The organism is Sphingomonas sp. LH128, assembly GCF_000293195.2.
Taxonomy (GTDB): Bacteria; Pseudomonadota; Alphaproteobacteria; order Sphingomonadales; family Sphingomonadaceae; genus Novosphingobium; species Novosphingobium resinovorum_A.
This window is the reverse complement of the sequence record NZ_ALVC01000285.1, coordinates 65,822-79,607: the sequence shown is the minus strand read 5'-3', so window position 1 is coordinate 79,607 and position 13,786 is coordinate 65,822. Positions and strand designations below refer to the sequence as shown.

The following is a 13,786-nucleotide window of genomic DNA, read 5'->3' as shown; positions in this document are numbered from 1 at the left end:
GCCATCCTGCGCCCGCTGCATCAGGGCGGGCCATGCCTCCTCTCGCGGCGCATCCTCGAGCGGCAGTTCGTCCGTCACGCGGGGGCCACGCAGCCTCCGGCATGGTCGGTCGGGATCGCATTCATCGTCTCGTCAAACCTTCTTGCCAGACGCCTTTCGCAAGGCATCGGTGGCGGTCTTCGTGTCCAGAACTTGCGGCAGTATCACCGGATCGCCGCCCTTGGCCGGATAGACCAGGTAGAGCGGCAGCCCGGATCGGCCGAGTTGCATCATAGCCTGCTCGATCCGCGCATCATAGTTGGTCGAGTCCGCCACCATGTAGGTCGCGCCGGTGTCGGCGATGGCGGACTTGAACGCGGCGGTGGACAGCACGGCCTTTTCGTTGACCTTGCAGGTCAGGCACCACTCGGCCGAGAAATCGACGAAGACCGCGTGACCTGACGCTTGTGCCTTCGCGACCGCTTCGGGTGACCAGGGCACCGGTCCGTCGGTCACCGGCGCTGCGGATGCCTGTGTCTGTACGGGTGCGGCAGGTGTTTGCAGGGCGCCTCCCGGCATGGCGAAAAGCGCACCGATCGCGGCCGCACCGACAACGGCGACGGTGTGCAGCGCACGCGCGGGACGGCCGGACATCGTGCGCCTTTGCGCCATGCCATAGATCCAGCAAGAGAACGCCAGCAGCAAGGCGCAACCGAGCATCAGCGCCAGCCCCGCGCTGCCCGTCTGCTGCGCCAGCACCCACAGCAGCCATGCGGCGGCGGCGAGCATCGGAAAGGCCAGCGCGTGCTTCAGCGTCGTCATCCAGACACCGGGTTTCGGCAGGCGCCGCGCCAGCGCCGGGCTGAAGGACAGCGCCGTAAACGGAGCTGCCACGCCTGCGCCCAGCGCCGCGAAGATGGCGAGCGCGGCAAGCGGCGGCTGGACGAGTGCAAAGCCGATGGCGCCTGCCATGAACGGACCTGCGCAGGGCGTCGCCACGACCACGGCCAGCGCGCCGGTCAGCGCCGCGCCGAGCAGGCCGTCCTTCCCGTCCATCGTCTGGCCCATGCGCTGCAGGCCCAGACCGAACTCGAAGAGACCGGCAAGATTGAGCGCGGAGCCGAGCAGCACCAGCACCAGCAATGCGACCACGAGCGGTGACTGGAGCTGGAAGCCCCAGCCCACCGCCTGGCCGCCGGCGCGCAAGGCAATCAACGTGCCGGCCAGCGCCAGCATCGCCAGCAGGGTTCCGCCGAGGAACGCCAGCCCTTCTCGTCGCATTTGTCGTGGGTCGCCGCCTTGCCGCGCAAGCCCGAACGCCTTGAGCGAGATGATCGGGAAGACGCAAGGCATCAGGTTCAGGATCAGCCCGCCCAGGAAGGCGGACAACAGGGCAACAAGCATGACGGGGCCTCTTGGCGACAGGAAGGATCGATCGTGGAGGAAAAGGTCAGCCGTGCTTCGCTTTCCACGCACGCACCGCGGCCATCGTCTTCTCGATGTGGGCCTGCGGGTTCATGTCCGTGTAACTGAGCAGGATCGTGCCGTTGGGGGCGATCACGAACGAAGTGCGGTTGGAGATCGTCTGCTTGCCGCCCTGCATCGTTGCGTCGAACCTGGCGGCGACCTTGGCGTTCGGGTCGGCGGCGACGGCGAACTGGTTGCGGCATTCGGACTTCGAGAATTCGGCGACACGCTCGACATTGCCTGCGGTCACGCCGATCACGCTGGCGCCCAGCTTCTTGAAATCGCCGGTGGCTTCGGCGAACAGGTGCGCCTCTACCGTGCAGCCGGAAGTGAAGGCGGCGGGGAAGAAGTAAAGCACGACCGGCCCCTTCTTCAGCGCCTTTGCCAGAGAGAGGTCGAAGGGCTTGCCGCCCAGCGCGGCGTGCAGCGTGAAGTCAGGGGCCTTGGCGCCTTGCGGCAGGGCGGCGAAGCTCTGGCTCGGCACGGCGGCCGCGAATAGTCCAACGGCCAGCGACAAGGCGAAATTCTTCCGGATTTTCATCGGCTCTGCTCCAACGGGTATCATGGCGAAGGCGCTCCGATCGGGGGCCTTCCCATGGCTGTTCGCCGGTGCGCGGCAAAAAGTTGCGGTCCGAAAATCACTCGCCGCATTTTTCTGCCGCAGAGTGGATCCGGGAGACTTCGCTTGCGGATGGACTGCTCGTCCCGAAGCGAATGCGGCTGGGCGCAATTCGTCGCAATATTGATTCCGTCATGCATCCCGCGGCGGCATCGGCCGTTAGAGCGGCATGGCCACCACGACCGACCGCTCGCCCCTGGTGGCCTGCCCCGCACCGCAGGCCGAGCGTTTCGCCGTTGTCCGCTGCCTCACCGAAGCGCTGGCCGCGCCTTTGTCCGATGCCGATGCCACGATCCAGTCCATGCCGGACGCCTCTCCGGCGAAGTGGCATCTGGCGCATACGACGTGGTTCTTCGAGACTTTCGTGCTGCGCGATCATCTTGAGGGCTACCGTCTGTTCGACGAGACATGGCCGTTCCTTTTCAATTCCTACTACGAGGCGGAAGGGCCGCGCCATGCGCGCCCGCAGCGTGGAATGCTCTCGCGCCCCTCGCTGGACGAGGTGCTGGCTTACCGCGCCCATGTCGATGCGCATGTGGAACTGCTTCTGGATCGCCCCGAACTTGCCGCGCTGATCGAACTGGGACTGAACCACGAGCAACAGCACCAGGAACTGATGCTTACGGATGTGAAGCATGCGCTTTCCCTGAACCCGCTGGCTCCTGCCTATGCGCCTTTGCTGGAGCGCGGCGCTTCGCCAGCGGCACCGATGGAATGGCAAAGCCAGGAGGGTGGACGCTATCGCATCGGCCATGAAGGTGGCCGGAGACCGGGCGGTTTCGCCTTCGACAACGAAAGTCCGGCGCATGACGTGCTGCTGGAGCCTTTCGCCCTCGCACGTCGTCTCGTGACCAACCGCGAGTGGGCGGAATTTATCGCCGATGGCGGCTATCGTAACCCGGCCTTATGGCTCTCGGACGGCTGGGCGTGGATCAATGCCGAGGGCATCGCGGCACCGCTCTACTGGCGCGGCGAAGCGGCCTTCACGCTGTCCGGCCTCCAGCCGATCCGGCCCGAGGCGCCCGTAACGCATGTCTCGTTCTACGAAGCAGACGCCTTTGCCACCTGGGCCGGGCACCGCCTGCCCACCGAGTTCGAGTGGGAAGTCGCCGCAGCCAGCCATGATCCGGTCGGCGGCGCCCAGCTTGACGAGGCTGTCGGCGTCCATCCCCAAGGCTCGCCCGGCCTTTTCGGGGACTGCTGGCAATGGACCCGTTCCGCCTATCTTCCCTATCCGCGCTTCCGCCCGGCGGCTGGCGCAGTGGGGGAGTACAACGGTAAGTTCATGTCCGGCCAGTGCGTACTCAAGGGCGCCAGTTGCGCGACCCCGCGCGGGCATTCGCGCGCTACGTATCGGAACTTCTTTCCCCCCGAGAAGCGCTGGCAGTTCACCGGCGTGCGTCTAGCTAAGGACCTGTAGATCATGGCCACCGCCGTCCGCGAATTGATCGACACCTTCCGCGATGCCTTGCGCGCCCAATTCCGCCGCGACGTGCTGACCGGCCTTTCGCAGCAACGCAAGGCGATCCCCGCCCGCTGGTTCTACGACCATCGCGGCAGCCAGTTGTTCGAGGAGATCACGCGCCTCCCCGAATATTACCCTACACGTGTCGAGACCGGCATTCTCATGGCCCATGCCACGCGGATCGGGCGCATGGTGGGATCGAAGCACCACGTCGTCGTCGAATTCGGTGCGGGCAGCGCAACCAAGACGCCGCTGCTGCTCGGCGCGATCTGGCCCGCCGCCTACGTGCCGATCGACATCTCGGGCGAATTCCTGAGCGAGTCCTGCGAAGCGCTGGCGGCGCGTTACCCGGACCTTCCGATCTACCCGGTCGAGGCGGACTTCAGCCAGCCCGCCACGTTGCCCGCCGAAGTGGGGCAGCACCCGCGTCTGGGCTTCTTCCCCGGCTCCACGATCGGCAACATGGAACCGATGGCCGCCGCCGACCTGCTGCGCTCGATGCGCCGCACGCTGGGCGCGGGCAGCCTGCTGCTGTTAGGCTTCGACCGGATCAAGAGCGAGACGGAACTGGTTTGCGCCTACGACGATGCGCAAGGCGTGACGGCGGCGTTCAACCTCAATCTCGCCGACAGGATCAACCGGGAACTTGGCGGTACGATTCCTCGCGACGGCATCGCTCACCGTGCGGTCTGGAACGACGAACGTGCGCGGATTGAGATGCACATCGCCGCGACGCGCGACATCGACTTCGAGGTCTGCGGCCGCGCCTTCGCCATGGCGGCCGGCGAGACGATCCACACGGAGAACAGCCACAAGTACGACCCGCGCAGCGCCGATACCCTGCTGCTGGCTGGCGGCTGGGAGCCGCTGCAGGGCTTTGGCGATGCCGATGACAAGTTCATGGTGATCCTGGCCCGCGCGATTGGCGACGAATTGACCGCGTGATGCCGCTACCGTCCCGATAGCAGCACGATCGTGCGCGCCATCACGTAGAGGGAGGAAGGCATGGAGCCGAGGTCTGCGGTTTCCTCGCCTAAGGTGTGGGCGTGCTCGCCGCCGAGGCCGAAGCTCTCGACCACGCCCGACTTGCCCGAAACCGCCGCATAGGCCGCGTCGCTGCCGCCGCCGAAAGGCTTGTCGAGGATCGTGATCGGATAGCCGAACTCGCGCCCGGCCCCGGCGGCGACCTTGGCCATTTCGCGGGCCTTGTCGGTGGGGACCATCGGCGGGCGGTTGCGACCCAGAGTAAAGCTCACGCGCGTGCCCTCCACCGCCGGGGCGGCCGCGAGTTGCCGCAGGTGCGCCATCGTGGCGGTGACGTCGGCCTCGTCGATGTAACGGATGTCGGCGGTGGCTTCGGCAAGGTCGGGGATGATGTTGTGCTTCGAGCCCGACTGCGCGATCGTCCAGTTGAACTTGAACCCTTTGGCCGGATCGGAGAGTGCGGCGGTGCGGCCGATGATGTCGGCCGCCTCGACCAGTGCATTGCGGCCATCCTGCGGAGCGACGCCGGCGTGGGAGGCCTTGCCTTCCACTTTGAGGGAAAGCGTGGCGATGCCGCTGGTGGCGAGGATGCGCTGCTTGCCGCCCGGCTCGCAGGAGAGGACGTAATCGTGCTCGGCGCCCAGTTGCTCGATCAGGTGCCGCGATCCGGGGGAGCCGATCTCCTCGTCCGGATTGAACGCGATCGTGATCGTCCCGTAATCGCCGAAGCCCAGTTTTCGCAGCATTTCCAGCGTTCCCAGCGCCACCGCGATGCCGCCCTTGTCGTCGCTGACGCCGGGGCCGGTGGCGATGTCGCCCTTGATCGCGAAAGGCCATTTCGCGGCCGTGCCGGACTGGTAGACGGTGTCCATGTGAGCGAGCAGGAGGAAGCGTGGGCCGCCGTTGTTCGCACGCTTGCCGTGTAGCGTGGCTACCAGCATGTCGCCTGCGGCGGGCGGCACCGGCTTGCGCTCCACGCTGGCGCCAAGGGCGGTCAGGCGCGCGTCGAGATAGTTCGCCATCGCCTTGAGGCCGGGCGCGTCGGACGAGCCGGAATCGATCGAGACCATCTCGCCGAGCTGCCGGATCGAGGCCGGAACCTGCCGCTCCACCTCGGCTTTCAGTGCTGCTTGCGACGGGGTGGCCGCGGCGGCACCCAACGGCACCCAAATAGCCCCTAGCGACACCAGCAGGCTACGGAGCACCCGGCTGGGGCGTTTCAGCCTGCCGGAAAACAGGGATGGGGCGGGGTGCGACATGATAGGGGCTCCTTGGATGTTCGCCGATGCGCAATTCAGGATTCACTTCGGTGTTGGGCTGTGGTTCAGAAGCGGCGCCTGCCAAACGGACAAGGGCGACGCTTCGCAGCGCCGCCCCCACAGTCCATTGGGCCGAACCCGCTGCTTACCAGTTGAAGGTCAGCGACGCACCGAAAGTGCGCGGCGCCTGGTACTGGTAGCGATACGACTGGTAGGTCGTGCTCGTCGGCAGGGCGCCGTTGGCGAGGATCAGGCGATCTTCGAGGTTGCGCACGTAGGCGGTCAGCGTCCAGTTCGCCGCGTCCGGGGTGTAGGTCACCATCAGGTCGGAACGGGTATAGCCCTTCTGCCTGTCGGTATCGAAGTTGTAGATCTGGAAGTAGCTCTTCGATTCGATATGCGTCTGTGCGCGCGGCGTCAGGGTGCCGCCCAGCACGTGGAAGTCGTGCTGGTAGCCCAGGTTGATCGACCAGTCGGGCGACTGTGGCGGACGCTTGCCAGACAGCTGGTAGTTGTAGCCGACCACGGTGCTGCCGTCGCTGCCGTAGACCGGCTCGGCGCGGCCGTCGGCTTGCGCATAGCGCAGCAGCACGCCGCTGGTGCCGGTGGCGAAATCGACGTAGCGGGCATGCGAGTAGGCGATGTAGACCGAGAACTGGTCGTCCGGCGTTGGCTGCCAGATGGTGTCCAGTTCGATGCCCTTGTAGCGCGACTTGCCGGCGTTCAGGATCTGCACCGAGACACCGCCCGCCGAGTTGATGACCGACTGGCTGACCTGCTGGTTGGAGTAGTCGTACAGGTAGGCCGAGAGATTGACCTGCAGCGTATTGCCGAAGAACCGGTTCTTGGCGCCGATCTCGTAGGATTTCACGGTCTCGGGATCGTAGACACCGAGGTCGGTGAAGCCGCCTGCCTTGTAGCCGGTGTCGAACTTGGCATAGACCATGTTCTGCGGCGTGACCTGGTAGTCCAGCCCTGCGTGGAACGTCGTCTTGCTCGACTTGGCGACCTGGTAGCCCGTGGCCGTGCTGTAGGCGCAACTGTCGGTCAGGTCGCAGCGGGTGCTGATGTACGTGTTGTAGTTGGTCGTCAGGATGTTGGTGTGGCGATCCTTCTTATCCTTCGAGTAGCGCGCGCCCAGCGATGCCGTCAGGCCCGGCACGATCTCGTAGGAAGCCTGACCGAACAGCGCCTTGGCCTCGGCGGTGATGTCGGGATAGGTGAAGCGCTGGATGAGGAAGTAGTCGCCATGCATGCTGTCCTGATCGGGGTAATCGGTGAACAGGCCGACGAAGTCGTTGGTCTCGCGGAAGTAGTAGGCGCCGAACTGCCACTTGAACGGGCCGGTCGAATTCGACGACAGGCGTACTTCGTGGTTCCAGGTGCCGACGTCTTCGTACTGCTCGAACGAGATGGTCTGGCGGTTGGTGCCGGGATTGCCGCCGAAGGCATACTTGCGGCCGTATTCGAAGTGGCGATAGCCGCCCTGGTAGGTCAGCGTCGCGAAATCGAGGTCGTAGTCGATCTGCGAGCGCACGTTCCATACGGTGTAGCGCATGAAGCCGCCGTCCGGGCTGTAGAAGCTCTTGCCGTTGCCCTTGTCGGGTGCGGTCAGGATGAGGTCGCCGACGTTGAAGCCGCTGGGAACGTTGGCGGCGGTGTAGGTCTGCAGCGGGAAGCCGTTGATCACGGTGCCGACGCCGTTGTTGTGCGCGTATTCGCCGGTCAGCAGCACGTTGAGGCGAGAGGTCGGCTTCCACAGCACGTGCAGGCGTGCGGCCTTGCTGTGCTCGTCGTCGCCGTCCTTGCCCGGCGTGTCGCGGAAGCCGTTGCGGTCGCGAGTCTGGAACGAGGCGCGGATGGCGAGGTCGTCGGTAAGCGGCAGGTTCACCATGCCCTTGGTCGAGTAGAGATCGTAGTTGCCGATCTCGCCGCCGAGCTGTGCCTTGAAACCGTCGAGCGAGGGCTTGGCGGTGATCACCTGGATCGCGCCGCCGGTGGCGTTGCGGCCGAGCAGGGTGCCTTGCGGACCGCGCAGCACTTCGATGCGCTCGAGGTCGAAGAAACCGGCCTGCAGGCTGGTCGCGCGCTGGAGGTTGAAGCCGTCGATGCTGATCGAGACGGCGGGGTCGCCGATCTCGGTGACGTCACGGCTGGAGACGCCGCGCACCGCGATGATCGGTGCCGCGCCTGAATTGGTGATCGAGACCGAAGGCGCGATGCGGCTGATGTCATCGACGTTGCCGACGCTGTTGCGCTGGAGCGTCTCGGCGCTCAGCACGGTCAGCGAGAGCGGCGTCTTCTGCTCGGTGCTCGGGCGCTTCTCGGCGGTGACGACGATCTCGCTGAGGCCGCCCTCGGTGCTGGCGGCTTCCTGCGCGAAGGCGGGCAGGCTGATCGAACAGGCCGCCGCGCAAACCGCGAAGACGGACGTTCTCGACATAAAGGATCCCACGCTCATGTTCATTCCCCGATTGTCGCATCCCCCGCCTGTTCGATTGTCCGTCACCGATGGGGTGAGGCTGGTCGCGGAAGATGGATATTTTAGATTTGAAGGTTCATGGTATTTCGGTGCGACGCCCGTTGCGGGCTGCCGGTTCGCTCCTGCCTGCTTGTCTTGTGTGTCCTCGCCCTCTCGTTCGTGAGCCTCGTGCTCGTGCGGCACGATGCGGCATTGTCTGGTCGTTACGGTTTCGCGCCGGCCGCCGCGATGATCGTGGCCAGATCGACGGTCAGGCCCTTGACGCTGGGTTCGAGCGCCACGTCGATCCATTCGTCGGGCGAATGTTCGGCGCCGCCGGTGCCGCCAGAGCCTATGGTGATCGCCGGGATGCCCAGGCTCATCGGAACGTTGGCATCGGTGGAGACCTCGATGAAGCGGCCCTCGTAACCGAATGCCTCGGCCGTGCCGAAAGCGATGGCGGCGATGCCCTTCGTTTCGTCGGTATGGCCCGCAGGACGCTTGCCGATGACCTGGAAATCGACGCTGACCTTGCCGCGCGCGGTTGAGCGCGCGGCGTTCTCCTCGTCCACCGCCTTTTGCGCGATGGCACGCAGTTCGGCATCGACGCGTGCGACTTCCTCCGGTGAGATCGAGCGCATGTCGACGTCGAGGAAGACCTGCGGCGGGATCGTGTTCACCGAGGTGCCGCCGCCCACGACGCTGGCCGAGTACGTCACCTTCGGAGTGGCGGGCACCGCGATCTGGTAAAGCCCGGTCACCGTCTTCGCCAGCGGCACCATCGGATTGACGATGCCGAACTTGTCGTAGCTGTGGCCACCGGGGCCGGAGAAGACGATGTGGTAGCGGTTCGAACCGACCCCGCGCGTGACGATCCCGCCCGAGCCCGAACTGTCGATGCTGATGAAGCCGGCGGCTGCCCTGGCGCGCGCGTTCGTGGAGAACAGGTGGCGCATGCCGCGCAAGTCGCCGGGGCCTTCCTCGCCGACGTTGCCGACGAACAGCACGTCGCGGTCGGTCTGTATGCCCGCCTTGTCCATCGCGCGGGCGAGCACCAGCAAGGTGGCGACGCCGCGCGAATCGTCGCCGATGCCCGGTGCCCGCAGCTTCGTGCCCTCGCGCTTCACGGTGACGTCGGTGCCCTTTGGGAAAACCGTGTCGAGGTGCGCGGCGACCACCAGCGGCGGCAGCCTGGCATCGCGGCCGGGACGCAGGCCGATGACGTTGCCGACTTCGTCGATGGAGACCGAGCGGAAGCCGCTGTCACGCATCATCTGCGCCACGAGCCTGCCGCGCTCCGCCTCGCCGAAGGGCGGGGACGGGGTCTGGGTGATCCGGATGATCTCATCGACGAAGCGCTCGTGATCGGCGCGCAGGGACTGCGCGGCGGCCTTGAAAGACGACGTCGCGATAACGCGCTCCACCACCGGCGGGGTGGCTGGCTTGGCAGGGGCAGGCGCTGCGGCGGCTGCTGCCAGAATGGCCATGGCGAAGGGCATTATCTGAATTCTCCTGATGAGCAATCAGGTCACATGATTTGTACGAAATCGCGAGAGTTTGACGCATTGATGATCCGGGATGTTACCCGATTCGGCGTATTTCTCGTACGATTCTACTGTGTGACGATTTCTTGTATTGCAATGTGGATATCGTTTCAAGCCAAAAGTGAATTCACAAAATCCCAATTGACGTATCGGTTTCTGCGGCCGGAAAGAGGAGGGTTTCCGGCCGCAGCCGCGCCTGGGATCGCGCGGGAGGGCGCGCGATCAGCGGGCGACGTAGTGCTCGACGTAGTCGATCGCGCGGCGCAGCTCGCTTTCGGAGGAGCCGCCGGCATATTCGTATTCAAGGATCAGCGGAATGTTCCAGCGGTTCTCGGAGATCGTGCGCACCACGCCCGCGATCGGCGTATCGCCTTCGCCGAAGGGCATGTTCATGCCGAAGTTCGCCTTGCGGTCCTTGAGGTGGACGCTGCAGACCCGCTCGTGGTGCTTGTGCAGGAAGCCCAGGGTGTCGAACCCGGCGGCGGCGAAGTGGCCGATGTCGAAGTTCAGGCGATACCACGGCGACATCGCCAGCCCCTGCTCGAAGCTCTCGGGTGTGGCCAGCTGGTTGGGATCGCGCAAGTTCGAGTGCCCGTGCAGGCCCAGCATCGTGCGGTGCCTGGCCGCGAACGGCACGGTGCGCTTCGCCATCGACAGCGTGGTGGAAGCGGTCATCAGGTTGATGCCGAGCGCCTTCGTGACCGCGAAGCCCCACTCCACTTCGGCGTCGGTGCAATCGTCTTTGAGGCCGAAGTTGAATGCCTGGATCTCGATCCCGGCGGCGCGGAAGCGGCGGCCGATCTCGCGGAAATGGCTGACCGGGGTGGCGAGGCGCCACTGGCGGATGTCCTCGCGGTTCTGCAGCACTTCGGCCGGGCGCGGGCCTTCGGGCGGGCGGCCGTAGAGCGAGGCTTCGGTCGGCTTGCCGCCGGTGAACGCCCAGGGCGCGTTGGCGGAAAGGGCAGGGGGCTGTACGGTCGGCTCGAACAGCTCGATCATGTCGACCTTCAGGTCGCGGCATTCGCGGATCATCTTGTCGACCATGTCGCCCGGCGTCGGCAGCAGGTCGCGCAGGCTGTAGGTCTGCACGCCGATGCGCACGCGGCCGCCAGCGGCGCGCGCGAAGGCGGGCATCGATGCGGCGGCCATGCCGGTAGCGACGGCGGTCAGAAGGGAGCGGCGGCTAAGGTCCATGACAGTCTCCTGAGGTAAGCGGGAAAGGGGTTTCAGCGCTTTGGGCGCCAGAGCAGCAGCGAGGACGCCGACACCACGCAGATCGCGCCGAGGAACAGCGCCACCGGGGTCGGGCTGCGGTAATGGGCGTATAGCGCGGTGGCGATCAGGGGCGAGAAGCCGACGATCAGCGAGGACACCTCGTGCGCCATGGCGAGACCCGAATAGCGTACGCGGGCACTGAACATCTCGCTGTACATCGCAGGCTGCACGCCGATCATCGCCGCATGGCACACGCCGTTGCCGATGACGAAGGCCAGCACGATCAGCGTGGTCGAGCCGGACTCGAGCATCTCGAAGAAGGGATAGGCGAAGGCCAGCATCGCCAGCGCGCCGAACAGGTAGACCGGCCGCCGCCCAAAGCGGTCCGACAGTGCGCCGAACACCGGCATCATCACGCTGTCCGCCAGCATCCCGAGCGTCACCCCGAGCATCAGCGTGTCCACTTCGGCGCCCACTGCCTTGCCGTAAGCCAGCGCGAAAGTGATGAACAAGTGCGAGCCGCAAGTCTCGGCAAGGCGCGCGCCGATGCCCACGACCATCTCGCGCGGGTGCTTTCGCAGCACTTCGGCAAGCGGTGCTTGCTGCGGGCCTTCGGCCTCGGCGGCCTGGAAGTCCGGCGTCTCGGAGACGCGGAAGCGGATGAACAGGCCGACCGCGAAGATCGTGATGCTGACGAGGAACGGCACGCGCCAGCCCCAGCTCGCGAAGTCTTCCGGCGGCAGCAGCCCGGCAAGGTAGAATGCGAAAGTGGACAGCACGAAGCCGAGGCCGACGCCGCTCTGGCTGAGCGCGCCGAACATGCCCTCGCGCCCGGCCGGGGCGTTCTCGGTAATCAGCAGCACGCCGCCGCCCCACTCGCCGCCCGCCGCGATGCCCTGCGCCACGCGCAATGCGACGAGCGCGATCGGCGCCCAGATGCCGATCTGCGCATATGTCGGCAGCAGGCCGATCAGAAACGTCGCGAGGCCCATGATCGCCAGCGTCCAGAACAGCGAGGTCTTGCGCCCGTAACGGTCGCCGACATGGCCGAACACGAGGCCCCCCAGCGGGCGTGCCGCGAAGCCCACGGCATAGCCGCCGAACGAGACCAGCGTGTTGATCAGCGGATCGCGCCCGACCGGGAAGAACAGGTCTCCAAAGACCAGGGCTGCCGCCGTCGCATAAAGGAAGAAGTCGTACCATTCGAGCGTGTTGCCCACGATCGAGGCGGCGATGGCGCGGGTCAGGGTGCGCTTGCGTTCGGCGCGGTCGGAAACTGAATTCACCGTCATGATGCTTGGACCTGCTGCGCCGGATGGGCGATGATGGCGCCCGGCCTGTCCGGGCAGGGCGAGAGGATGACGCACGATCCCGCAGCCACGCCGGGCGCGAGCAAGGCGATGATGCGGACGCCGAGCGGGCTGGCGACGGCCCCTATCCGAAGCGGCCCGCCGGCGACGAGCGCCGGATCGAGCGAGCGGTGGATCGTGCCTTCGCTGACGACAGTGCCGGTGACGGTTTTGTCGCGCACTTCCAGTGCATCGGAAAGGCAGACACGGCAGGCATCGCGCGAAGGGTACTGCGCGGCACCGCAGGTTCGGCAGAACTGGAGCGGCAAGGTCATGGCAGGGCCTCCAGCAGCGCTGCGCCGGTGGCGAGGCAGCGGTCGTAGGTGACCATGCCGTAGCCACTGGCTAGCGCGACGCGCGCGCCCGGCACTTGCGCGCCGAGCGGCTGGCCGGTGACCTGCCGCAGCGCCTCGACGACCGGCAGGAACCCGCCCGCCGCGCCCGCCTGCCCGCAGGACAACTGGCCGCCGCAGGTGTTATGCGGGAAGTCGCCGGTCACGGTAAGGTCTCGCGCGGCGACGAAAGCGGGCGCCTCGCCCTTGGCGCAGAAGCCGAGATCCTCGATTTGCATGGCCGAGATCACAGGGTAGTCGTCGTAAGTCTGCAGGCAGTCGACGTCGCCCGGCGCTATGCCCGCCTGCGCCCACAGGGCATCGGCGTCCATCGCCCAGCCGCCGCGAATGGCGACGGGATCGGCAAAATAGGCATTGTGCCGCTCGATCGCGCCCATGATCCGCGCGCCCTTGAGGCCGAGTTCGCGTGCACGCGCCTCGCTCATGACGAGGAAAGCCTCGGCGCCCGCACACGGCATCACGCAGTCGAACATGTGGATCGGTGCGACGATCGGCGGCGCGGCGAGGTAGCCCGCCATGTCGAGCGGCTTGCCGCCCAGCAGGGCATTGGGATTGTCCGCCGCATTGGCGCGCTGCGCCACTGCGATCCGGCCGAAGTCCTCGCGCCGCGCGCCGAAGCAGCGCATGTAGTTGTCGGTGATCAGCGCGAAGATGCCGTTCGGCCCGGCCTTGCCCTGCGGCAATACGGCTTCGTTCGAAAAGCGGCTGAAATCGCCGACGAGCTTCGCGAACGTCTGCGCATTGGCGGTGTCGGCGGCGATGCAGGCGACCACCGAGGCATCGCCGCACTGCACCGCCCGCGCCGCGCGGCGCAGCGCCATGACCCCGCTGGCGCCGCCGGTCGGCAGCCATTCGATCCAGCGCGGCGACATGTCGAAGTGCTCGGTCAGCGCCACCGTGGTATCCGAGCCCAGCGTGAAGGAGGAACAGGCGAGCCCGTCGATCGCATCCTTGGCGATGCCGCTTGCTTCGACCAGCGCGGCCAGCGCGCGGCCGAAGAACCAGTGCGCCTGGCGTTCGCTGGAACGCTGGTAGGGCACCGTGACCGGACACGCCACGGCGACGCCCTGATAGGATGCAATGGGGGCCAC

General features: G+C 66.3%; 11 protein-coding genes. 2 read left to right on the top strand and 9 right to left on the bottom strand.

Going from position 1 to position 13,786, the window contains the following annotated elements; genetic code table 11:
* Positions 1-132: 132 nt before the first annotated feature.
* Positions 133-1,383 (bottom strand): protein-disulfide reductase DsbD family protein, encoded by a 1,251-nt coding sequence (locus LH128_RS21185; RefSeq protein WP_008831733.1) that lies wholly within the window; start codon positions 1,381-1,383, stop codon positions 133-135.
* Between the two features lie 46 nt (positions 1,384-1,429).
* The gene (locus LH128_RS21180) at positions 1,430-1,987 is read right to left on the bottom strand and encodes a peroxiredoxin (protein ID WP_008831732.1); all 558 of its coding nucleotides are present in this window, start codon (positions 1,985-1,987) and stop codon (positions 1,430-1,432) included.
* 247 nt (positions 1,988-2,234) lie between these two features.
* On the opposite strand from LH128_RS21180, the gene egtB reads away from it, so the two are divergent.
* Together egtB and egtD are read left to right on the top strand one after the other, a co-directional pair.
* Positions 2,235-3,485, top strand: coding sequence for an ergothioneine biosynthesis protein EgtB (egtB, locus tag LH128_RS21175; RefSeq protein WP_008831731.1), 1,251 nt, complete (start codon positions 2,235-2,237; stop codon positions 3,483-3,485).
* Positions 3,486-3,488: 3 nt separating this feature from the next.
* A complete protein-coding gene (gene egtD / locus LH128_RS21170) occupies positions 3,489-4,475 on the top strand; it encodes an L-histidine N(alpha)-methyltransferase (protein WP_008831730.1) in 987 nt (328 codons plus the stop codon).
* Between the two features lie 5 nt (positions 4,476-4,480).
* Here the strand turns inward: egtD and LH128_RS21165 are convergent, their stop codons facing one another.
* From LH128_RS21165 to LH128_RS21135, 7 genes are all read right to left on the bottom strand, one after another.
* A complete protein-coding gene (locus tag LH128_RS21165; RefSeq protein ID WP_051211548.1) occupies positions 4,481-5,773 on the bottom strand; it encodes a glutamate carboxypeptidase in 1,293 nt (430 codons plus the stop codon).
* Between the two features lie 145 nt (positions 5,774-5,918).
* Entirely contained in the window at positions 5,919-8,216 is a 2,298-nt protein-coding gene (locus LH128_RS21160) for a TonB-dependent receptor (RefSeq protein WP_008831728.1), read from the bottom strand.
* A gap of 242 nt (positions 8,217-8,458) precedes the next feature.
* Complete coding sequence (locus LH128_RS21155) at positions 8,459-9,733, bottom strand: M20/M25/M40 family metallo-hydrolase (RefSeq protein WP_008831727.1); 1,275 nt, start codon at positions 9,731-9,733, stop codon at positions 8,459-8,461.
* 267 nt (positions 9,734-10,000) lie between these two features.
* Complete coding sequence (locus LH128_RS21150; RefSeq protein ID WP_008831726.1) at positions 10,001-10,972, bottom strand: sugar phosphate isomerase/epimerase family protein; 972 nt, start codon at positions 10,970-10,972, stop codon at positions 10,001-10,003.
* A gap of 32 nt (positions 10,973-11,004) precedes the next feature.
* A complete protein-coding gene (locus LH128_RS21145) occupies positions 11,005-12,285 on the bottom strand; it encodes an MFS transporter (protein ID WP_008831725.1) in 1,281 nt (426 codons plus the stop codon).
* The gene (locus LH128_RS21140) at positions 12,282-12,617 is read right to left on the bottom strand and encodes a zinc ribbon domain-containing protein (protein WP_008831724.1); all 336 of its coding nucleotides are present in this window, start codon (positions 12,615-12,617) and stop codon (positions 12,282-12,284) included. Before LH128_RS21140 ends, LH128_RS21145 begins: the two co-directional genes overlap by 4 nt.
* Positions 12,614-13,786, bottom strand: a complete 1,173-nt coding sequence (locus LH128_RS21135; RefSeq protein WP_008831723.1) for a thiolase family protein — start codon at positions 13,784-13,786, stop codon at positions 12,614-12,616. Before LH128_RS21135 ends, LH128_RS21140 begins: the two co-directional genes overlap by 4 nt.